The sequence below is a fragment of the Brevundimonas sp. genome, from assembly GCF_035626975.1.
Lineage (GTDB): Bacteria > Pseudomonadota > Alphaproteobacteria > Caulobacterales > Caulobacteraceae > Brevundimonas.
Map to the genome: position 1 here is coordinate 73305 of NZ_DASPMQ010000061.1, position 21575 is coordinate 94879.

Here is a 21575-nt window from a genome sequence, read left to right on the forward strand (position 1 = left end):
CCGCCATGCCCCGGACCCATTCCGGTTCCTGCCAATGCGGCGCCGTGGCCTACGAGGCCGATCTCGATCTGGACGGCGTGATCGAGTGCAACTGCTCGCACTGCTATCGCAAGGGCCTGGCGCTGGCCTTTGTCAGCCCCGCCGCCTTTCGACTGACCTCGGGGGAGGGGAGCCTCAGCCGCCACACCTTCAACACCCACAGGATCGAACACCTGTTCTGCGAGAGGTGCGGGGTCCAGTCCTTCGCCCGCGGCCAGACCCCCGACGGCTCGCCCATGGTGGCGATCAACGTCCGCACCCTGACCGACATTGAGCCGTGGAGCTGGACCGCCCAGCGCGTCGACGGGCGGAGTTTCTAGGCGGGGTCCGTCACCGCATAGACCATGATCCCCGTGGCGATGGCCAGGTTGAGGCTGTCGGCCCGGCCGCGCATCGGGATCTTGACGTTGACGTCGCAGGCGGCGGCGAGGGCGTCGGTCAGGCCGGCCTGCTCGTTGCCCATCAGGATCAGGGCCGGGCGCTGGAGGGCGGCCTCGCGGTAGCCGACCGTGGCGTCCAGCCGGGTGCCGATGACGCTGCCCGGCCAGCTCTGCCGCCACGCCAGGAACTCCGCCGCCGTGGCCCGTGCGATGGCCACCGCGAACACCGAGCCCATGGTCGCCCGCACCGCCTCGACCGAATAGGGGTCGACGCAGTCGCCGATCAGCACCACCCCGCCGCAGCCCGCCGCGTCCGCCGTCCGGATGATGGTTCCCAGATTGCCCGGATCGCGCACCTGCTCCAGCGCCACCCAGCACGGCGCCGTCACCGGGACGATGGCCGACAGCGGCGTGTAGACCTGGTCGAACACGCCCAGCACCGTCTGCGGATTGTCGCGCCGGCTGATCTTCTCGAGGATGGCGTGGGTGACCACCACCACCTCGCCGCCCGCGCTCCGGGTCGCTTCACGGGCCCGGTCCAGCAGCGGATGCGGCCGCGCGTCCTCGCCGACCATCAGCAGGCGCGGCGCGCGCCCCTGGTCCAGCGCCTCGCCGATGAACTTCAGCCCCTCAGCGAGGAAACGGCCCGTCGTCTCACGCTCCTTGCGCATGTGCAGGGCGCGCACGGCCTTGACCGTCTCATTGGTCAGCGAGGTGATCAGGCGATCCTGGAACGGGGCGTTCACGCCGACCATCGCGCGAAGAAGCTGAGTCCGATGGCGCGTCCGTCCGTCCCGTCCTCGGCCAGCGCCAGCTCACCCCAGTCGATGACGCCGCCCCGGTCGTGCGTCGCCTCGGCCATCAGATGCGCCAGCGACAGGCCCGAGATCCGCGCCGCATAGGCGTTGAGCAGCAGGAAGGACGCGTCGTCCGACAGCAGGGCCGCGCAGTCCTTCAGCAGTCCCGGCAGATCCTCGAACAGCCGCCACACCTCGCCCGTCGGTCCGCGCCCGTATTTGGGCGGATCGAGGATGATGCCGTCGTATTTCGAACCGCGCCGCACCTCGCGCGCCGCATATTTGCGGGCGTCCTCGACGATCCATCGGATCGGTCGGTCGGCCATGCCGGACAGTTCCGCATTCTCGCGCGCCCAGGCCACCGACTTCTTCGACGCGTCGACATGGGTGACCTCGGCCCCGGCCGCCGCGCAGGCCAGGCTGGCCACGCCGGTGTAGCCGAACAGGTTGAGGATCCGCGGCTTGCGCAGCCGGCGGATACGCCCGTCCAGCCAGTCCCAGTTCGCGGCCTGCTCCGGGAAGAAGGCGAGGTGCCGGAACGGCGTGAACCGGCTGGTGAAGCGCACCTCGCGCCACGCCAGCGGACAGGTGTCGACCGGATTGCCGGCGAAGCGCCAGCGCCCGGATTCATCCTCATCGGTCGGATCGAAGACGGCGTCGGCCGCATCGAAGGCGGCCGGGTCGCGCGGCGACCAGAAACACTGCGGTTCGGGCCGCACGACGGTCCAGGGCCCGTAACGCTCCAGCTTGCGGCCGTCGCCGCTGTCCAGCAGGGCGTAGTCGGCCCAGGCGCGGGTGACGAGGGTTTCAGGCGACGGGTTGAGGCGCGGCGGCATGGGCCGCTGATAGGCGGTTCGGCGCCGTCTCGTCCAGCGCGGCGTGGGCGTTGACGGGGGAGGCGGCCCCGGCGGCGGGCGCATCGCGCCGGTGGCGGGTCTTGTCCCAGGCGAAGGGCTCGCGCACCAGCCGCCAGCCGGCGTGCAGCGCCGCGAGGCTCTGCAGCGCCCAATAGGCCGGGGCGACGATCATGTCCGCGGCGCCGTAGGGAACGCCCGCGCGTCGCGCGCCGATGGCGCAGGACAGCCAGGCCGCCGCGGTGCCCAGCACAAGCACGCTCAACGCCAGCATCGGCGCCTCGGGCGGCAGGCCGGCCATGGCGGCGACCAGGACGGTCGCGGCCGCCCAGGCCAGCGAGGGTCCGTTCAGCGTGGCGGAGGCGAGACAGGCGCCGACCGTCATCACGAGGGCGAAGGCGCCTCGCCCGCCGAGGCGCCAGGGCCGGCGGGTGTGCACCCCCCAGGTCTGCATATAGCCCTTCAGCCATCGCGTGAGTTGCGTGCACTATCCAACGCCTTTTCGGCCATAGGGAGGCTGATGAGTTGGATCTCGATTTCCTCTTTGCCAACAACGATCTTGTCGGTGATGGCTTCGACCAGTGTGCGTTTCTCACTGGTCGCTAGTTCCTCCCAGTGACCATACAGGTCTTTGGCTTCGCTGAACGCCTCCAGCTCTGAGGCAAGCGTGATGCGAAGGACGTCGCACTGAGCGGTGAGGGTAGGGACCTCTTCCTCGAGCTGCGTCCTGCGTTCAGCCAGCGGGCGGAAGCGCCGACCGTAATCTTCCGCGGTGAACTGACCGGTTTGATAGAGCTGGTACAGTCGATCGTCCTCAGCCTGGAGGCGCGCAAGCTCCTGGCTGGCGAATGCCACCAGCTTTTCCTTTTCACGAAGTTGCTCGTGACCGGCTTCGAGGTGCTGCCGGAGCTGATCTTCAGAAAGCAGTAGGCCGTGAAGCTGCTCACGATAGACGGCCTCGATGTCGGCTGCGGGGATGCGATTGCCGCAGGTCCGGCAGAGGTATTTCGGATACCTCGCCCACACGTACATGCGTGCGCCGCAGGTGCAGTGGAGAAAGCCCGTGAAGAGATGCTGGGTGATCTTCGAGGGCCGCTTTCGGCCGACGCGCTGATTGGCGACGATCTTGACGCACTGATCCCAGAGTTCCTCGGAGACGATCGGCTCTACTGGCGTCTGGACCCAGTCGCTCTCAGGCTTGATCGACCGGGTCTTTGTTGACCCGTCCCACTGGGAATAGTTGCCGCAGTAGAGGCCTTTGGCAGTGGCATCGTGGAGCAAGCGGTTGATGGTGGTGTTGGAGAAGAGTTTGCCGGTTCCGGTTCGATAGCCGCGCTCGTTCAGGATGGTGGCGACGGTCTTCATCCGTTGGTGTTCGAGGAAGAGCTGGTGAACCAGCAGGCGGATCGGCGCCTCTTGCGGGTCGATGACGAGCTTGCCGTCCTTCCACTGGTATCCAAAAGGGCCACGCCCTCCGAGCGGTTTGCCCATCTTGGCGCGGATGGGAACTGAAGCGGAGACGCGGTCAGCGATCTCCTCACGCTCCCACTGGGCCATGGCCGCTATCATCGTGAAGAAGAGACGGCCTGCCGGCGAACTGGTGTCGATTGCCTCTTGGAGCGAAATCAGATCGGCTCCCGCGGTGCGGAACAGATCGGCGAACTCGAGAAGCTCGCGGGTGTTGCGGGCCAGGCGGGCCAGCTTGGAGAAGACTAGGCCAGAGATGGTCCCGTCTCGCACGGCCGCTAGCATCCGCTGGGTTTCGGGGTGGGCTAGAACGGCCCTCCCGCTCACCGCATCGAGGCGGAAAATCTCAACGACGTCCCACCCACGGGCCTCTGCATAGGAGCGAGCGCGTTTCTCGTGATGCTCGGGGCTCTCACCTCTTACTTGGTCTTCCGTGGACACCCGTATCCATATGCCGACACGTTTGACGGTCTCCGACTTGGATCGCATCGCTACCTCCTCGCCCTGAGGAGTCTACGGCAGCCTAGTCAGTCCGTGAACCTTGCCTCCCCGTAATCCCCAAGAGGATGGTGGCAGCAACGCGACGGATATCATATCGCATCGCGCTCCAGATACCAGCCGGATGGCCTCATAACCAGGGGCTCAAAGCAGCCTTGTCGCGTCCGCTCGCCAGCACTTGCTTGGCGCGCAGCCATAGAGTTCCTCAAGCAGGTTCTCGCATTGGATCTAATGGCACCAAGAGCGGCCACTCACATCCATGGCGCTGGCTGTTGCCGAGACCGTCGGCCGCTAAGTATCAAACTCCACCACGAGTACCGCCTCTAGTAGAGCGGCAAGGGTGTCAAACTTCCTGCCAATGATCATTTCGATCATCGGATTGTCCCCAAACCGTGAGAGGGACCGTGGGTCGGTCTTCAGAGCCCAGCAAGGCTTACTGATCGCGTGTGCGTAGCCGAGCTCAACGGCTACCCCTTCATCGACGACTCGTCCGTCGAGCACTGCGACTAGGAGGTCGCACGTACGGATGGCTTCGAGGTCCTTTTCGAAAATTTTTCTGAAAGCAGATTGGATGTCCAAGCCCGCTGCGATCAGATCCGGGACGAGATCCCCATCCCTCTGGGGTAGAAAAACTTCAACCCGGCGTTCCAATGCCTCCGCAAGGGCGGCGTTGTACGCTCGCTCAGCATCGCTAAACAACGGCGCGGCCAAGTAAATCCGGAGCCTATTCATAGAGTTTAAGACCGCCTTCGACTGCCTTACGCGTTCCTTCGAGATCGTGCTCTCGAAAGTCGCCAAAGAGAATTATTTCGGCAACGTCTCTTGCCACTTCCTCCGGAGTCATGGACGTGGTGTCAATCGGTGGTATATGGCTTCCGTAAATTTCTGCCAGTATCTCGCTCTGGTGTTCCAGCGCATCTTCTTGATAGGCTGACGCCTCAAGCCATTCTGGACCACGCCCTCGTCTCAACTGACGCTCGAAAAGCGCTTCCTTTGCTGCCCGAAGCAGTACTATTTGGCCTGCCTGGACCGAGTGATTATTTAGCTTCTTCCTTAGACGCTCGGCCTTTTGGGCGTTTTCTTGATCGCTCTCCGAGAAGGCGAACATATCAAGCGGGGCCCGGTCCATAACATGGATGCCATACTGCGGTGACCGCATCAGGTTGTTTTTTCTGGCCAGCTGAGACAATACCCAATCATCCACCTCGTTTTTCTCAGCTTCGCTCAGACTCCGGTAGTCACGAAACATCAACTCCGGTGGCGGTTCCGCCCATTCTTCGTATGTTCGAAAAGCACGAAGCCTTTCTACCAAAGAAGATTTCCCGCTACTGACCGAACCAACGACGTAATACCTAGTCGTCGTGCTTTCCCCTACCTCAGCAGCCAGTTCATTGATCAGTTCGACAAAGCGATCTCTAGGCAGGTTGAGCGCTCTAACAATCGCAGATATCTCGTCTTTGGTTGTGAAATAGGTTATTACGTTATACATTTCTCTGTTAAGAGCGCGCCGGTCGGCCCTTTCTACAGAATCTACATTGTCTCCGCATATTTCTTCGTCATGATGAAGAGCGTAGTGAAATCCAGCGCTGTTCCTTTTCGATGCCGCATAAAAAAGATTACGTAGTGATGGGTCTTCAAAAGAGGCGCCGATAATAAGAAGAGAGTTTGAAACTACCCTGCTCATAATATATTCCATCTGCGTCGGCGTTGGCGATGCCAACATATCGGCAAATGAGTCCTCCGTAAGTATTATAGAGTCGCTCCTCCTTGCTCCTTTGTCTTGAGGCAAGAAGCCGTTGATGTGATATATAACGCAACTATTTGGTCGATCGATAGTGGGAGGTTTCCATATAACATTTGGCCGCTGCCTTAGAGTTTGGTCTACTTGTATTGACTGAGCTAAACGGTCAACTATATCATCAAAGTTCAAAGTTAGGCAGAATGGTGAGAAATATATAATATTAGCGAGTTCCTGAAGATACGGATGGTTCTTCTTTATTGCATCTAATTTTCCCACAGAGCGATAAATGGATTCATGTATATGGCGGTACCAGCTATTTTTGACAGCGATGGAGACTAGCCGGGGTCCCTTCTCTGGCGATACGCGTAAGCGCTCTGCATTTCGAAAGCGGTTGTAAATGAACTGCGCAAGCAGCGTCGCCGAATAGCCCTTTTGGGTATATTCACTGGGGGGACCGTCATCACCATAGTGACAGGAAAGGCGGGAAATGAGCTCTCTCCAGAGCGGAACGCCTGCCTGCTCCGACACGCCAGCTCCCAAGACGAAGCCTAGACCCCGATCATCGTGCCTCTGACGCATATGGCCCAGGTGTCTGACGAAGAGCGGTTCGCGCCTCACAAGCTCCATTAGAGCGTCGGTGTCAGCCTTGGTGTATCGTGCAGCGATGTTTTCCAATCGTGTTCTCCTACAGAGGAAGCTCAGGTCTGCCGTTAGCGATCTCTATCGCCTGCCTCGCAATGTGGAGATCGGACTGACACTGGATGTGCTGGATATTCCAAAGACCAGAGCGCCGGATTTCCTCCTTAGGGGAGTAGTGTCCGAGCCAGCTATCGCTTGGTAACTCCAAGAGTATCCCTGATTCAGTGAAAAGACCAATTAGCGCTTTCTCTGTCATAGCGCGGCGACTCTGTGGTCCGCTCTCATCATCCAAGGGAATTATTCCGATCCGGAGAGAGCGGATATACTCCGATACTTTCTTCTCCAGATCAGCCTCTGTCTGTCTTGTCACGCGATCTGCGACACTCCCTTTTCCCCACGCAGGCAGATCGTCCGCCGCCTTGTCACGACTGAGATATGCAGCCCCGACGTGGAGCCTGAAGACGGAAGATCTATGAGTTCCTGCGCCGTGTAACGGTCCGACATGCGTCCTGAGGCGGGACCCGAGGGTAGAGCGAGAGCCGGCGGAGACGCCGTGCGTTCCCACGCGAACAAGGCGCGGTGCGCGTGGCACCAAGTGGCTGGGTTCACTAGGATCAAAGAAGAGGTACAATCCTCGGCTCGGTAGAGAGGCGGTCGGAAAGTTCGCTGCAGACAGAGTGCGGGTGCTGCCGTCTTCGGGAAAGAATGCTTGGTATAGCGCGGTCGCAATTTTCGCGCGTTCGGACGGCCGTGCCATCTCGCCGAGTTTTCTCAGGCGGAATCCCAACCCGAGCCCCTCAAGCGGCGTGACGACCCTAACGGCTGAGGGAAGCGCAGCCCTTATTGCATTGACGTAAGTTTGGCCGGCTAGAACAATCACTTCGTCGAAGGGCTCTATAAGTGTGAGTTGCTCCCGGACGCCTTCTATCCAAGCATCTATCGCATCTCGGTCCATGCGAACGAATGTCTGGTCATAGGGGGCTACGATTTTCGTTGGGGCGAGTAGTCCGTGTTTCGCGGACACAATGAATACCCGATCGGCCAGGCAGCTTGCGGCCGCAATCGATTTTTTGAAGATCGGCGAGGTGTAAAGGTCGCGCGCCTGGGCTGGACTATCCCTCTTGCTCTTTGAGCAGGATACCAAGCAAATCCGCCTTCGACGGTCGGTCGAGAGCATCATTGCTATCTGGTCTGTCATAACCCTCATATTATCAGGGATTAGATTGTAAGCGACCAGTTCGCAAATTTCACCTAACGAGACTCTCTGGGACGCGACTCTACCTCGACGTAGTCGCAATTGCCGGCTGCTTCGCGGTGGGGATCAGCGGTCCGGTGCACGTAACCCGGGCAACCTGCCCCAGGGAATTAGTCGCGCTTCACTTTCCGGTTCAGGACGAGCTTTCAAGCGCGGAAATCGTTGAGCTAAAAGCTTGGCTCGGTGCTCCTCCGATCAGTAGTTTCAGATAAACTCTTTGGTTTGGCAGGATTACCAAATCGCGACTGGGGTAGGTGGAGATGAGTTCGTTTGCCAGACAAGGGGCATCTTCGGCTCCGATCCGAAAGGCGACGAGACTCCCAACATTGCCAAAGATGCCACTACGAAGCGCTGGATCGAGCTGGTTGAGATGCTGATGGGCCAACACCAAGGCTGCGCCGTACTTGCGAAGTTCCGACATCATGTTCACGAGGGATAGGGTCGTGAAGCTCTGAAACTCATCTGCATAGATGAAGAAAGGACGGCGCTGGTCCGGCCGAACGTTCGCCCGGCTGAACGCGGCCAAGCCGAGCGTCGTGACCATAAGACCGCCCAAGATCATGCAGGCGTCCTCGCCAAGCTCCCCCTTCGACAGGTTCACGATCAATCCGCGGCCTTCGTCCATGAGCGCACGCAGGCGGATTTCTGAGGCTGGTGCCACCAGGATTCGAAATAGCGTCGGATCGACCAGAAGAGCGCCCAGCTTGTTTTGGATCGGAGCCACAGCTTCGGCACGGAGGCGAGCGGGGTAGTTCTCGAACTCCGTGGTCCAGAACTCCTTCACCACCGGGTTCTCAATCTTCCGCGCCACGGATTTTCGAAACTTCTTGTCCGAGAACAGGCGGAGGATGTCGGGCAGAGTGGCGTCGTCTCGCTCGAGGAGGGCGTACAGCGCATTGCGAAGTACGTGCTCCATGCGCACGCCCCAAGCGTTCGGCCACTGCTTCCGGAAGGTCTCAAGAAGGCCAGCCGCCGCCAGCGGAATCCGTTCTGGTCGAACCCGGCGGAGCGGATTGTATCCAAAGGGCTGCGTCGAGTCGGGGGCGTTCAGGTAGGTGATGCGGTCTCGAAGGGCGTGTGGGGTCCACGCCCAGACGCGCTCCGCCAGATCGCCATGCGGATCGATCAAGGCGAAGCCGCGGCCTGCGACGATGTCCTGGCGCAGGAGGATCTCGAGCAGGGTCGACTTTCCGACGCCGGTCTTGCCGATGATGTACATGTGCGAGAGGCGATCGGCCTGGGCGATACCGATCCGTTTCTTCGAGCCGTGGAAGTTCGACACAGCGAAGAATGAGGGCCGATCTCGCGGGTCAATCATCCGCCCATTGTGCGCGAGCAGCCTGTCGAGACAAGGCGGTCGCTGGGCACTGCCAGAGGCCGGCCCAGCTCAAAGAAGGACCCCGAGCACGTCGGGGTCCGAGGTCAGGCGGGAGTGGGTTCGCTGAATGCCTGGAGAAAGGCTGCGGCTTCGTTGGCCTTGGCCGCTGCGGTGAAGATGGCCCGGCGGTCGTCGTTTAGAACCTGGAGCCAGGACGCAACGTAGGCGGCGTGGTCTGGTCGCGGTTCGTTGGCGATGCCGAGATCCGCGCAGAGGAATGCGGCGCCGAGCTCGGCAACCAGCTCCTCCACGGCGTAGTCGTTGTCGCCGAAGCGAGTGCCGAACGTCCGGTTCAAGCGATGCGGCGCGCCGCTCCAATGGGTCAGCTCGTGGAGCAGGGTGCCGTAGTAGGCTTCGCTCGCGGTGCTGGTCCGGGTGTTCCGAAAGCGATCGCGGATTGGCAGATCTATGCGGTCCTCCGCTCGGCGATAGCAGGCGTGGACGCCGCCATTCACAACCACTGCCTTGGTGGCGGCAACGAACGCCTCCACCTCCGCCAACGTCTCGACCAGCGAAACCTTCGTCGGTCCCGGCGGCTCCCACCCATCCACCTGGTCTATATTGAAGACCCGGAAAGCGCGGGCAACGAGCCGGTACTGGTCGGACTCGTCGAGGTCGTCAGTGGGGGCGGTGTTGAGGCGATTGTAGAAGACGACAACGGTTCCATGCTCGCCGCGGCGAACCTGGGCCCCGAGCCGCTCCCACTGCCGATAGCTCGCCCACCAGCTCGTCGCATAGCCGGCCCGGACAGCCTCCGCCCACAGCGCCACGACGTTCACACCGCGATAGCCGTGGCCCGTGAGCGCATTGGTCGGTCGGCCGGTGGCGGCACTCACATGCCACGGCATAACGAAGTCGCCGGCTCCCGCCTCAATGGCGGCGACGATCTTGTCCGTAACGGTCCGATACAGGTCGAACCGCTCAGTTGAAGGTACAGAGGTTCGCATAGCTCGCTCCTTGGCGCGTGGGAGCGTCGGACCATTCCGGCGCTCCCGGACGCCCCGGAGCCGGGCTTTGCTTCTGGCGATCAGTCTGAGGGGGCAGGGGAGGCCGCGCACGGCGGCAAAGTGGCTCAGGCTAGGTCGACCACAGCCCCGCCAAACAACCGCCGTGCTCGACCGCCTCCCATCGGCGAAGATGCCTGCATGACGCTAACCCCGGAGGAGCTCGAGGACTTCAAGACGCGCTACGAGCACGCGTTCAACATCCGGCTCTCCGACGGAGAGGCGCTCGACCTCGCCGACCGTTTGGAGGAGCTGTACCGCATCGTCCTCAACCGCTCGACAGACCCCGAGGAGCTTCCGCGTGCGCCTAGTCCGCCGTGGCGTGCTCAATCCGGAAGCGGGGAAGGGGAGAGCCAGGCGAGTGAGTAGCGTTCGGTCCTCGCGCCGCACCGCGAGCACGCTGGCAAAGCGCTGGGCGTGGCGCGAGCGGCCGTTTATAGAACGATGATATTTTTGATAGCGCGCGGCGGACATACGCCTTAAGGTGGTGCTTCATTCCGCGGGGGAGGGTCCGATGGCTGCCTACTACGTCAACGACAATGCGCAGGCTTCGTCCGGCGACCACGAGGTGTGTGTCGACGTGCTCTTGGGTCCCGCTTATCACCAGCAAGACCTATCTCGGCGACTACTCGTCCTGTAGCGGGGCCGTCGCCAAGGCGAAGACGATTTATCCATCGTCAGATGGCTGCGCCTACTGTTGCCCGGCTTGCCACAAGAGCTAGGGTCCACAACGGGTGGAGCGGCAGTGATGGCGGGCAAGCTTCCAGGACGTCCAAAGACCGATCGTTGGGAGTGCGAAGATGGGGCGTTTAGATCATTGCCGCGCGTTGGTCGTTCGCCTTTTGTCATTCTGGGCGGCGATCCTTCTCTCGTTTTGTGCGATTGGCACCGCTTCGGCCCAGGATGCCGTCACGCCGAGTGATCGGGTTCGGCGCAATGTTGTGGTCCGGGCCGAGCCGACAACTGATTCAGCCGCCCTTGATCGACTGGTGCCAGGTGATCAGGTCCAACTGGGAGGAGAGGAGCCGGGTTGGTACCGGATTCGCCTCCCGGACGGCCGCGAGGGCTTCGTCAGCAAGGCATGGACGGTCCTGATCGAGGGACCGGACGCCGCCGCTGGCGGCGCATTTCGAGTTCATGTCATCGACGTGGGGACCGGCCTCGCGGTCTTCGCCGAAGGTCCGGGCTTTACGCTCCTCTACGACGCCGGCTCCCAGGATGATCTGGCCGACGGACCGGAGAACCGGGTGGTGGCGTATATTCGCGGGGTGCGGCCGAACGTGAGGGTCTTGGATCATGTGATCCTCAGCCACCCCCACAAGGATCATCTCGAACTGATGCCCGACGTGTTCGACGCGTTTGAGGTGCGCAACGTCTGGGAGTCCGGCCGGGTGAATAGGACCGTCGGCTATTGTCGCTTTCTCAGGAAGGTCGCCGCGGAACCAGGCGTTCTCTATCACGACGCCCTCGCGTCCAATGCTGTTCGGACGGTGACCTTCACCGGCAGCAGCTGCAACGGCGACGTCAACGTGGCGCAGGCCGCCCAAATGACCGGTGCTCCGGTTTCGCTGGGAGCCGGCGCCCGAATGTCGGTTCTCTATCGGGACGCTCACCCCTATTCCGATCCCAACGGCAACAGCGTCGTGGTTCGTCTGGATCTGGGCGGGCGACGGGTGCTGCTGACGGGCGACGCAGAGGGCGGGGATCGCGAACCGACATCGACGCCGCCTAGGCCGAACTCCATTGAGGGGAGGCTGCTCGTTTGTTGCCGATCGGACCTTGCCGCTGATGTTCTCGTGGTGGGCCACCACGGCAGTCTGACGTCGTCGCGTGACGCCTTTCTCGACGCGGTCGGTGCCGATTTCTACGCGGTGTCGTCAGGACCCCAGGCCTACAGGGGCGTCGTGTTGCCCGACCGCGAAGTGATCGATGAACTGGCGTCACGGGGACGGGTGTTCAGGACTGACGTAGACGACGATGCCTGCGAGGTCGCGACGGCCAAGATCGGCCCGGACGCCGATGAAAGTCCCGGCGGCTGCAGCAACATTCTGTTTGAGATCAGTGGCACAGGGATCATCGCGTCCTACGCGTCCTTGGCAGACTGAAGGCGACGTTGCGATCCAGCCGATGGCGTTTGACGAGAGCCAGTTGTGGCCGCCAAGCCTTAGATCTCAACCTTTGCCGGAAGCCCTGAGGTCAACTCTGTGAGGAGGGGGCCAGGTTCTGCGCCGAGCGCATGAGCGATCGCATAGAACTCCAGCACGTCGAGCCTTCGTTCGCGAGTTTCGATCTCGGAGATGAAGGGCTGGGGCTTTCCAATCCGCCGGCCAAGTTCCGTCTGCGTCACGCCCGCCGCCTTGCGGTGTTGCACGAGCGCCTGGATCAGCGACGCATACGCGTCGGTGTACATTGATTTCGACACCGCTGGGCGATCCCTCGCAAACCAGCGCTTCCGCTATATTCTTCTTTCCGATATATCGTATCCCGATATCGGATTATCCGATGTAGGGAGGGGCATATGCGGACATTCATCACGCTTCTAGGCTTGGCTACGATTACCGTTAGCGTCGAAGGCTGTGCGACCGCCACGGGCGCGCTCTACGGGGAAGATCGGCTAGCGGAGATCACCGCCCCCCAGTTTGGTCTCCGTCCTGATGAGATCGCTATTCGGAACCGCCAAGCGACCGGCAGCGGCAGCTACTACGATGTCGTCCTTCCTTCGGGCGAAGCCATCCGATGCTTTCATGACGGCAACGTCATGGGCCTGGGCCTGATGTCGAACCCGCCGCGATGCGGAAGCCAGCTCAACCAGAATCCGCTCACGGGGCGCTGATCGATGAACCGGAGAGAACATTGGGCCGGACTGTCGAAGATCGCGCTCGGTGGCGTCCTAGCGGCGCTCCTGACGACCGGGTGCAAGCCCGAACAACTGGTCGAGAACGACCCGAGGTCAGGGGCCGCCAGTCCGGCACCCCAAGACGACTTCCCACGTGACGAGCTGGTGGATCACGCCGTGAGGATTGCGGCCAGCGAAGTGATCCCGATATCTCCTGGACCACCGATAGCGTGCTCGGAGTTCTTCGAAATCATCTCCGCTCGGTTTGGCGACAAGATGGAGCAGGGCGCCCATGCGATCGCCACGGTCAACTTTACGGTCCGCACCAAGAAGGCGTTTCCGTATACGGGCTGGTGTTTCACCAAAGGAGGGCGGGGCCCAGGCGCGTCGTGGGGGCCGGGCGAAACCCAGGTCATCACGCGCGAGTTTCAGTTTCAGAAATGGGACTCCGGCTGGCGTCTAGCCGGCTAGCGGCGACCGCACGGAGGTCGGTAACAGGTCGACACTTATGCGGACCGAAGGCCGTCGTGCGCGCCTCTCCGATCCAGCGCAACATGCCTGAATGCTTCCGCCAGCACATGAATCTAGTGAAGGCAAAGCGCCAGATGAGTGGGCGTCGGGCGCGCTTTTGTCGGATGTATGATCGCGCGGACCCCGCAAGAGATCCGTGCCCTTTTCGACCGGTGGCGCTCCCATCGCGGCCGCACCTTGGTCGCCATAGATCACTCGAACGTCCGCCGATGGCAGGACGCGCTGGGTTGGGAGGTTAGCGTTACCGATCTCGGCCACATGGCCAGTCTGTTCGCAGGCCACGCCTCTCTCCGCCGCTTCTATTGCGCCGCGGACTTCGGACCCGACTGGCGATCGATGGATCTGCGGGACCACTCGAAAGAGCTGATCACCGCCGCCACCGCTTCAGGGTTTGAGGCGATCGCCAAGCGGGTGAAATATATCCGCGAGCCGGAGGGCTACGCCATGAAGTGCGACCTGGACATCGAGATCGTCACCGACCTGTTCGCGATGAAGGACGCCTACGACCGCATCGTTCTGTTCTCGGGGGACGGCGACTTTGTGCCGGCGCTTGCGCACCTCAATCAGGAGTACGGCAAGGAGATCGTCGTCATCGGAGCGGCCGGCAGAATAGGGCGCGAGATCTTCGACGCTCACACGTCGGGCGTCGTTTCGACCATCATCTATGCCGACGATCTGAAGCACCAACTGGATGGGTGGTGGTCTTGAAGAGTCACATGGTGAGCGTGGAGCCGGGCCCTCAGGGACGGTGCTCGCTTTGACTCAACCAGCGATTGGGAGCTAGCTGTCCGCACACCTCGGGGGAGGGTCTATTGGCGAACAAGGCGGGGCTCGGCTGCCTAGGCTGGGTGATTGGGGGCGTTCTGCTCGTGTCCTTGGTCGGGCGGTGTATAGGCGATACGCCTGCAACGACCGGTGTCGGGGACGAGCCGGAAGAGCGACTATCCGTCCAAAACTGGAAGTACATCCGCACCGCTTCCGCGAACTGTAGAGCCGCGGCGTCGACCAGCGCGGCAAGCCTCGCCCGGCTGGACCGCAACGACTTCGTAGGCGTTCTCAAAGTCGAAGACGGCTGGTCCCTAATCAACCGCTCGCCTGACTGCTGGGTGCGAAACGATCTCCTGAGCGACGATCGCGTTAGCGACCCGGCGCCGATCCAATCCTTCTCGAGCGGAGGTGACGGGGCGTCGTATCGGGACCGCCCGCAGCGCGCGGCCTCAGCGTACTATCAGAACTGCTCGGCCGCCCGCGCGGCTGGTGCCGCCCCTGTCCATCGCGGCGATCCTGGCTACGCCCGCCGCTTGGATCGCGATGGCGACGGCGTGGGATGCGAGTGATCTGGCCAGATCAGATCACGAAACCTTAGAGCCACCGATCCCAGTTCGGACAGCTCTGGTTCCCGCACGCCGCCGTGTCGTCATCCGCGAACATCAGGCTCTCCCCGTCGCAGATCGGCAGCCGGCATCCCACGATGTCCTGATCCTCCGGCAGCACAACAAACCGCTCGTGCGTCCGCACCAGAAGCAGCGACACAGGCTCGGGGCCCCCGCGTCCTCGAAGCATGAACAGCGTCCCCGGGCCCTCCTCGCCTGCATTCAGAAACTGCAGAATAACCCCATCTGCATTCGCCCAGAGGTACTCCTCAGGCTTCTCCACGCCCTCTAGGGCAAATGCCGCTCTAACCTCAGGAACCGCTGCCATATCGGCCCATATGCGGACCAGTTTCGGGTGTGGTGTCATACGCTCCGGACTCTACCACGAAGCCCGCAATGGCGCCGGCAGGGCGGGGGACAACAGCTGACTAGGCGCTCTGTCCCTCGCGCCCAAGAGGAAGGGTCGGAGGGGCAAGGGAGGTGTGGCGCGAGCCGCGACTGAGGAACGTCCTCGCCTGCCCCGCCGAGAACCGCAGCGCATCTGGCCACGCGGCGGAGGTCAGACTTGCACCGTCTGGGCGCGCCGCATCATTTGTCAGGCACTTCCCGGAACAGCCGCTTGATATCCCCAGCGAGGAGATCGCAGGCAGCCCGAAGCGCGGACGTTTCTCCATCGTAGCGCCCAGTGAAAGGTCGCTGGCCTGTAAAATCGGGAAGATCGCCTTGGGTCACGGAAACCTGAAGGCCCGGTTTGTAGCGTCCCAAAGAGCGCAGCGCTTCGAGGGTGCGCTCCCCATCCTCTCGGAATGGCGGGCGCCATTTGGCCTCCTCGAACACGATGTCCGCGCCGGCGTCGGCCCAGCTGCTCACGGGGTGCCAGTAGGAATACATGTGCCAAGTTTTATCGCCCTGGAAGGCGAGCGATGGGGTCAGTGTTACACGCCGACGAACGGGCAAGGTCGAGTAAAAACTCAACTCCTCGCGGATGCGGTAGAAGCCGCACTCCACCAGTTCGGCGTAGAGTCTCTGGGTCCGGCGAAAATGCTCGTCCAGCAGGACCGGTAGATCGCGCGACGGAACCTGCCTGCGACGCTCGACAGGAGACCATGAGTCCAAGGAGGATAAGCCCGCTTCGACGAGCACATGCAGGTCTTGTTGGACCTCCGAAATCTGGAAGATGTCGAACTCGCCGAATCCTTGGCAGCCCGCCCAAAAATTCCGGTGCGGCTCAAGGGCCTGCGCGATTTCCGCGAGCGACAGACCCTTGAAGTCGAAGCGATGGTCAACGGTCAGCAGGCGGAGCCTACCCACTGCGCGCTCCATCAACCAACCGGTCTTCCCAGGAAGATCGCGACGGGAGACTGCCGTCAGGATCCCACGTCTCAACTCTTGGGCACCGATCAAGCGTCCGCTGTCGATCGTTCGACCGAAGGACCCGAGGTTCAAGAGATGGAACCCCCACTCCTCCGGAGGGCTGCCGACTTGGACCAGCGGTTGGTCCTCTTCATGTTCGCCCAAGGCATACAACAGCTGACCAGAGTGCGCGTTGGCTCTTCCGATTATTCTGAGCTCGTCAACAGCCCTACCGACCAAGGCCTCTCGAACACTGTGCTGTATCTGCGGGAAGAAACTGCGGAGGGGTTGCTCGATACCCTTTTGGAGACCCCTCAGGACCGTGATGCTCGGGGTTTCCTGGTCGGTGCCCGAAAGCTGATCCGAGAGGTCCGCCCGAAATTTCAATACCGCCAGATACGAAGGCAGTGAGAGTCCCGCGACCCGATCCCACAGCGCTTCCTGAAGCTCGAAGGACGACAGGGCTCCCATCAGCAAAACCGGAAGGAGTGAGTCGCGGTCGAGTGCCAAGGTGGAGAACGCGGCGATAGCGTTCTCAGGGCTCAAGCCGGCGATGCGGCGCGCGTTGAGGTAGTCCGCCAGAGCCTGATGTCCGAAAGTCATGCGGTCGGCGGAGACGTCGATTAGCTCGCGCTTGTGTAGTTCTTCCAAGAAATCCGCCGACAGGCCTTGATCGGTGAGCGCTCTTTCGGCCTCGACTACGGTCAGGCCATGCGGAACGGATGCCTCCGCCAAGGCGGACAGGGCGCTTTCCAATCGGGCGACGGCTAGGCGGCGGCCTGGGCGGGCGCGAAGGGCTTGGTCGAGCCATCCGCGAAACAGGGCGTCCAGCGATCTGGGAAAGGCGCCGTCATGAGCGCGCCGGTACTCTGCAGTGAGTCGGAGCAGCAAAGGATTGGCGCATAGCTTCCAGATCATGGCGGGCGGTTCGAACCAGCCGACGCCGCTCGACGGATCCAGCAGATGGATCAGAGCGTGCCGCTCCATCTCATCGAGAGGAAGCAGTTCGTAAGCCGGCAGGGGAACGGCCGGCGCGCTGGTCATGCGCGAAAGGATGAAGATCTGCACGGCCGGATAGTCCCGTGTCAGGGCTGTGGCTTCCGCCTCCACGTCGTCCTGTCGCGAGCGGGGAAGCTCGTCGAACCCGTCACAGATCAGCGTCAGTCCCTGGCGACGGAGGATCGATTGGAAGCCTGCTATCATCAGCCCAGGCTTGTGTGCCGCCAAGCGATCGAGGGCGAATGCGGTCAAGGTCTTGCCGTCGACCAGTTCGGTTAGGGGAGCATCCACCGGCAAGCGGGCTGTGCCGTCGCTCGTCCGATGCTCGAGTGCCTGCCGGAACAGGGATTGCGCCAGAACACTTTTTCCAAGCCCCGACGAGGCGAGCACCACCGCCCCCCTCGGTGCGGCACGGAGCAGATGGTCGCTTGATACAGTCTCATCTTGCGGACCCTTGAGTGCGCGATCAATGATTGCTGCAGTCCCGATCCGACGCTGTTCGGCTCCTAGATAGACCGCCCAGTCCGACGCGTCTTCCACGAGTGACCTTTTTCCGTCGAGCGCTCGCGCGTACTCGACCGCTGCCTCCCGGCTCAGCGCCAGCGAGAGCTCGCCGAATCGGGCGTCAAGATCACCTACTTCTAGGTCGAACAAGCATATCGACTCCTGGGTGATCTGGAGCTGCCAGACTTGGAGGCGCTTCCCATTTGTCAGCAGGCAGAAGGGGGCGAGTAGGACTCTGGCATAGGATTCCGCCTGATGGCGCGATGCCTCGTTCACCGTCTCCCACCCTGCTTTTGCCTCTACTACGATGAGGGAGGTGGTCTTGTCGTGGGGCGAGCCAATGTAGACGACATAGTCGGCCTCAGGCTTTCGGCCTTTCTTTGAACGCCCGATCGAAACATCGATCGGTACCTTCGGATCGATCTCCTCCGCGGCGTAACCCAAGCGGTCCAGCAACGGCAGGAGAAAGCGATTTTCGACGGTGGCTTCATTCGCGTCTGCCAAGGCTACCTCGTGTCCAGCCGAACGCGCCGGCAACGGCTTTGCCTGTAGCAGCGGCGCTTCATCCTGTCTCCGCGGGACGGCACCTGACTCAGAGCTGCCGTTGGCGATGTCCGCTGTAGAGACGATGCGAGTTAACCGGCTGCCTGACGAGCGATGATGCGGTTCAAGCGGCTTCCGTGGGCTGCAGGAGGGTCCGCACGATCGCTTCGATATCGTCATCCCCGATGTCATTGAAGCACTTAACCGGAAGCCCATGCTTCAAAATGGCGAGTTCGCGTAGAATTCGGGGGGAACCGTCAGGCCCAACGACCGCCGGGGCGAGCCAGTAGGCTTTCTCCCGATCGTAGGCCTCCAGGAATCTCCGTAGGTTGATGTCCGTCTCCGGTTCGAGAATCTTCAAGCGGCTGGACACCATCATCGTCATGGACTCGTCGTTCACATCCAGTCCGGGCTGTAGCAGGGCCCCATAATGTGACGGTGGATGGCCAGGCAAATTTCTGATGATGGCGAGGTGGATCGCGCCTTGGTCATCCCTTTCACCGAACCGCTCGCGCCAGTCCGAGAAAATCTTTCGGCCCAACTCCGCATCGGCGAAATGCAGTCCGATCAGCGGCGGCACGCCGTCGGGATAGACGGCGAGCATCAAGCCGAGCCAATCGGCCCGTTCCCAGAGCCGATAATTGATGATCGATTTTGCAGCGACCTTTCGATGGTCCCGCTTCCAGCTCTCGCGACCGAGCTCATCTTCGTTGACCGCCTTGGGACCTGACGAGGGGACGCTATCGACGATCGGAGCATCGGGCCGGAGGGGGTATTCCGCACCGCCCAGTTCGAACCACGACCCGATCCGTGACAAGGGGCTGTTGAACGCCCTGCTGCGGCTGTTGACGCTGCCGATCGCCGCATGAATCCGCTCACCGAGCGCCTCCTTCTCGTAGAGCGTCTGAAACAAGCCCATCGGGTCTCTGACAACGCAGGCGGCGAGCACGATGTGGACTGTCAGATCCGTGAATGCGTCTTGGACGGCGCCGTCGAGCTTCGATGAGGTGGGCGTATCTCCGGCCGGCCAGTTCAACCGCGCGGTCATCGACATCTCGTCGAAATCGAAGGCCGGCTTGGCGAGCGCCGCATCCTCGATGACTTGGACGTCGAACCGCTCGACGTGAGCGGCCACGCCGGCCTCCAACATGGTCGAGAAGACCGCATCGATAACCGTCAGCAGCGCCTGACCCGCGACGATAGCCGTCGATGAGCCTGACGTCGTGACGCGCACTTCCATTCCCGCCACTCTCGTGACCTGGATTTGCGGGTCCTCGCCATTCAGGAGCAGGGGGCGCTCGGCAATGTCTTCGGGAAGCTCGGCGGCCCACTTGCTGAAAACATCGGCCCAAGCGACTGCTTCGCCGTCGGCGCTGTCGCCGTCGAGGACATCTTGGTGGCCGAGCCCATAGAGCAATGCAGCCTGACTCGCATGCAGGTCTAACGCGCCGAGGACATCCGGCAGTCCCTCGAGCGCGCGTCGCTCCTCCAGGCTGGTGCGCAAGAGCGAGGCTGCCAGAAGAGCGTCGAACTCCGTCAGATGATCTTCGACCCTCGCTTGGGAGGACTCATCCAGGGGGATCATGGCGCGGCAGCCCCTGATCAGCCTGACCACGTCGAGAAACTCAGGCAGCAGTCTGAGTTCGGCGTCGATCCAACCTAGGAGCATCAGGGTTGGGACAAGCGAGACCGATGCGTCCGATTCACGCTCGGTCTCAGCGAAAACGGTCGCGACGGAGAACATGGCAGCGGCCCGCGCCGCCCAGAGCATGCCTGCCCCGCGATAGGCCACCGCGAGCGAATAAGCTGCCTCAATGAAGCTTTCGACATGCTCCCGTTGAGCCAGTTGTTTGGTGGCGCGGCCAAGCAGTCTGATGACGTCGAGTCGGTCTTCTTCGATGTCGAGTTGATTGGCACGTTTGAGCAGAACCAAGCCGCCTCGAGCATCCCCCGTCCGCTTCGAGATAAAGGCAGCCATGTCCTCCACCAAGCGGTTGTACGTCTCGTCACTGCCAGCCGCGCGCCCGAACAGTTCGACCACCGGCTCGAGACGCTCTGCGCGATACTCCGAGAGACCCTCGGCCTTCGTGATCACCTCCGAGAACTGGGGCCAAAGGGCCTTCAGGGCGTCGTTGTCGCGCGCCATCATCGCCCGGGTGGCCGCCGTGAAGAGCAGGCACGTGCGGGCTTCGAGCGCATTGTTCGGGCGTTCGGGATCTGCGGCGAGGGCCTCTAGCACCGCCACCAAGGCGTCGCGACGTTCCTCGAGCTTGAGGCTCTCCGCCGATGCGTGACCGAGACTTGCGGCGTTCGCAAGGTTTTGGACGAGATTGCTGATGAGCTCGATCGTCTCAGCGTCATCGGACTCGTAGGCGATTGCCGCGACCGCGTTGAAGCCCTCATTCAGCCGATCAATGTCGTCGAACCAGTAGAACGCGGCCCAAAGCTGCTCATAACGGGTCTCGACGCGCTGACGCCGCGATCCGAAGCGATCTGCCAAGCGAATGGCGCGATCAAACCTGCCATCGGTCTCGAAGCGCGACCGCTCGAGATCGCGCGAGGTGATGGCGGCGGCGAGGGCGTCGTTGACGCGCTCCAGCTCGCCTTGATCGTAGGCCGTCGGATCCTGAAGCGCGCGTTCGAGCGCCTCCAGCTGCTGTGACCGGCGGTAGTCTTCGGGCCCGAGCGTCGCGTCCCCGATGCGTTCTCCGATGCCCAGTCGGTCGATCGCTAGGTCGATGTTCCCGTCGTCTAGAACGGCTTTAAGGATCCAGGTCCGGTCGTGAATCTCGACCGTAAAGGCATTCGCCCTAGTCAACTCGTCCTCGATCTTGGACCGCGTTTTGGCCGGCGCGAAGCGCGACGTGACGAAGATCACCTTCGTGTAAGGACGGCCCGTCTCGGCGAGGCCTGCTACATCGCTGCGGACCTTGCTCGCCCAATCTTCCTTGGCGCTGAAGGCGAAGGCCCAGCGCTCCTGACCGGCCGCCGGATGGCCGATGTAGTGTAGAACCTTGATCTCCTCGGCGACCGAAATCGTTTCGGTATCCGCCTTGCTGTCCCCGCCGCCTTCTGGGCCGGTCGCCGGCTTCAGGTTAGGGCAGATCAAACGGCCGCAGAGGTCGCGGCAGAAGAGTTCGAAAGCGTGATGCTGATTGCGTGAGGTAAGGGTTTCGAGATGATGGTCGAAGACCGCGCGATCGAGGCGATAGGCTGAGCGTCCCCCCGAGTCCGAGAACAGCTCCGGTCGCGCCATCCGCATGTATTCGGACGGCCTCATGCCGGGTGTGACGTGGTCAGCTGCGCCAGGGTCGAAGCCTAGTGTCATGGGACAAAAAGTGGAACGATTCGGCCGGGGCTCACACATTCGGATGGTGAGCAACC

20 protein-coding genes are annotated in these 21575 nt (G+C 62.0%); 7 read left to right on the forward strand and 13 right to left on the reverse strand.

From position 1 onward, the window contains the following. Nucleotides 1-5: 5 nt before the first annotated feature. Nucleotides 6-359, forward strand: coding sequence for a GFA family protein (locus VEB62_RS16485; protein WP_324802253.1), 354 nt, complete (start codon nucleotides 6-8; stop codon nucleotides 357-359). Here the strand turns inward: VEB62_RS16485 and VEB62_RS16490 are convergent. The 9 genes from VEB62_RS16490 to VEB62_RS16525 all read right to left on the reverse strand — a co-directional run bounded on the left by VEB62_RS16490 (nucleotide 356) and on the right by VEB62_RS16525 (nucleotide 9995). After that, nucleotides 356-1165 (reverse strand): TrmH family RNA methyltransferase, encoded by an 810-nt coding sequence (locus tag VEB62_RS16490; RefSeq protein ID WP_414642072.1) that lies wholly within the window; start codon nucleotides 1163-1165, stop codon nucleotides 356-358. The two genes, VEB62_RS16485 and VEB62_RS16490, sit on opposite strands and share 4 nt — an antisense overlap. Continuing rightward, a complete protein-coding gene (locus VEB62_RS16495; RefSeq protein ID WP_324802257.1) occupies nucleotides 1162-2052 on the reverse strand; it encodes a class I SAM-dependent methyltransferase in 891 nt (296 codons plus the stop codon). Before VEB62_RS16495 ends, VEB62_RS16490 begins: the two co-directional genes overlap by 4 nt. Then, nucleotides 2024-2524 carry a hypothetical protein gene (locus tag VEB62_RS16500; RefSeq protein WP_324802260.1) on the reverse strand — a complete coding sequence of 167 codons (501 nt, stop codon included), beginning with the start codon at nucleotides 2522-2524 and terminating at the stop codon, nucleotides 2024-2026. Before VEB62_RS16500 ends, VEB62_RS16495 begins: the two co-directional genes overlap by 29 nt. An 8-nt stretch (nucleotides 2525-2532) precedes the next feature. Further along, nucleotides 2533-4026, reverse strand: coding sequence for a recombinase family protein (locus VEB62_RS16505; protein WP_324802263.1), 1494 nt, complete (start codon nucleotides 4024-4026; stop codon nucleotides 2533-2535). A 300-nt stretch (nucleotides 4027-4326) separates the two neighbouring features. Then, nucleotides 4327-4767 carry a nucleoside 2-deoxyribosyltransferase gene (locus tag VEB62_RS16510; RefSeq protein WP_324802267.1) on the reverse strand — a complete coding sequence of 147 codons (441 nt, stop codon included), beginning with the start codon at nucleotides 4765-4767 and terminating at the stop codon, nucleotides 4327-4329. Continuing rightward, the gene (locus tag VEB62_RS16515) at nucleotides 4760-6451 is read right to left on the reverse strand and encodes an SIR2 family protein (RefSeq protein WP_324802270.1); all 1692 of its coding nucleotides are present in this window, start codon (nucleotides 6449-6451) and stop codon (nucleotides 4760-4762) included. Before VEB62_RS16515 ends, VEB62_RS16510 begins: the two co-directional genes overlap by 8 nt. 10 nt (nucleotides 6452-6461) lie before the next feature. Further along, nucleotides 6462-7622: a GIY-YIG domain-containing protein gene (locus VEB62_RS16745; RefSeq protein WP_414642073.1), complete on the reverse strand. Its 1161-nt coding sequence runs from the start codon at nucleotides 7620-7622 to the stop codon at nucleotides 6462-6464. Nucleotides 7623-7803: 181 nt separating this feature from the next. Next, nucleotides 7804-8952, reverse strand: coding sequence for a type IV secretory system conjugative DNA transfer family protein (locus tag VEB62_RS16520; protein ID WP_324802272.1), 1149 nt, complete (start codon nucleotides 8950-8952; stop codon nucleotides 7804-7806). A 140-nt stretch (nucleotides 8953-9092) separates the two neighbouring features. Then, complete coding sequence (locus VEB62_RS16525; RefSeq protein ID WP_324802274.1) at nucleotides 9093-9995, reverse strand: ArdC family protein; 903 nt, start codon at nucleotides 9993-9995, stop codon at nucleotides 9093-9095. 198 nt (nucleotides 9996-10193) lie between these two features. Between VEB62_RS16525 and VEB62_RS16530 the strand changes: the two genes are divergently transcribed. Both VEB62_RS16530 and VEB62_RS16535 read left to right on the forward strand, forming a co-directional pair. Next, a complete protein-coding gene (locus VEB62_RS16530; protein ID WP_324802276.1) occupies nucleotides 10194-10421 on the forward strand; it encodes a hypothetical protein in 228 nt (75 codons plus the stop codon). Between the two features lie 431 nt (nucleotides 10422-10852). Continuing rightward, nucleotides 10853-12157, forward strand: coding sequence for an MBL fold metallo-hydrolase (locus VEB62_RS16535; protein ID WP_324802279.1), 1305 nt, complete (start codon nucleotides 10853-10855; stop codon nucleotides 12155-12157). A gap of 59 nt (nucleotides 12158-12216) precedes the next feature. Here the strand turns inward: VEB62_RS16535 and relB are convergent, their stop codons facing one another. Further along, complete coding sequence (gene relB, locus VEB62_RS16540) at nucleotides 12217-12462, reverse strand: type II toxin-antitoxin system RelB family anti-toxin (RefSeq protein WP_324802281.1); 246 nt, start codon at nucleotides 12460-12462, stop codon at nucleotides 12217-12219. A 108-nt stretch (nucleotides 12463-12570) separates the two neighbouring features. Between relB and VEB62_RS16545 the strand changes: the two genes are divergently transcribed. From VEB62_RS16545 to VEB62_RS16680, 4 genes are all read left to right on the forward strand, one after another. Further along, the gene (locus tag VEB62_RS16545) at nucleotides 12571-12885 is read left to right on the forward strand and encodes a hypothetical protein (RefSeq protein WP_324802284.1); all 315 of its coding nucleotides are present in this window, start codon (nucleotides 12571-12573) and stop codon (nucleotides 12883-12885) included. A gap of 3 nt (nucleotides 12886-12888) precedes the next feature. After that, complete coding sequence (locus VEB62_RS16550) at nucleotides 12889-13359, forward strand: hypothetical protein (RefSeq protein ID WP_324802287.1); 471 nt, start codon at nucleotides 12889-12891, stop codon at nucleotides 13357-13359. A gap of 168 nt (nucleotides 13360-13527) precedes the next feature. Continuing rightward, the gene (locus VEB62_RS16555; RefSeq protein WP_324802290.1) at nucleotides 13528-14127 is read left to right on the forward strand and encodes an NYN domain-containing protein; all 600 of its coding nucleotides are present in this window, start codon (nucleotides 13528-13530) and stop codon (nucleotides 14125-14127) included. A 398-nt stretch (nucleotides 14128-14525) separates the two neighbouring features. Further along, nucleotides 14526-14756: an excalibur calcium-binding domain-containing protein gene (locus tag VEB62_RS16680; protein ID WP_349255682.1), complete on the forward strand. Its 231-nt coding sequence runs from the start codon at nucleotides 14526-14528 to the stop codon at nucleotides 14754-14756. Between the two features lie 25 nt (nucleotides 14757-14781). Here VEB62_RS16680 and VEB62_RS16560 read toward each other — a convergent pair whose 3' ends face one another. From VEB62_RS16560 to VEB62_RS16570, 3 genes are all read right to left on the reverse strand, one after another. Next, nucleotides 14782-15159, reverse strand: coding sequence for a hypothetical protein (locus VEB62_RS16560; RefSeq protein WP_324802292.1), 378 nt, complete (start codon nucleotides 15157-15159; stop codon nucleotides 14782-14784). Nucleotides 15160-15380: 221 nt separating this feature from the next. After that, nucleotides 15381-18152, reverse strand: coding sequence for a type I restriction enzyme HsdR N-terminal domain-containing protein (locus VEB62_RS16565; RefSeq protein WP_324802294.1), 2772 nt, complete (start codon nucleotides 18150-18152; stop codon nucleotides 15381-15383). Nucleotides 18153-18315: 163 nt separating this feature from the next. Beyond that, nucleotides 18316-21447, reverse strand: a complete 3132-nt coding sequence (locus tag VEB62_RS16570) for an ATP-binding protein (protein WP_324802296.1) — start codon at nucleotides 21445-21447, stop codon at nucleotides 18316-18318. Between the last annotated feature and the right edge of the window lie 128 nt (nucleotides 21448-21575).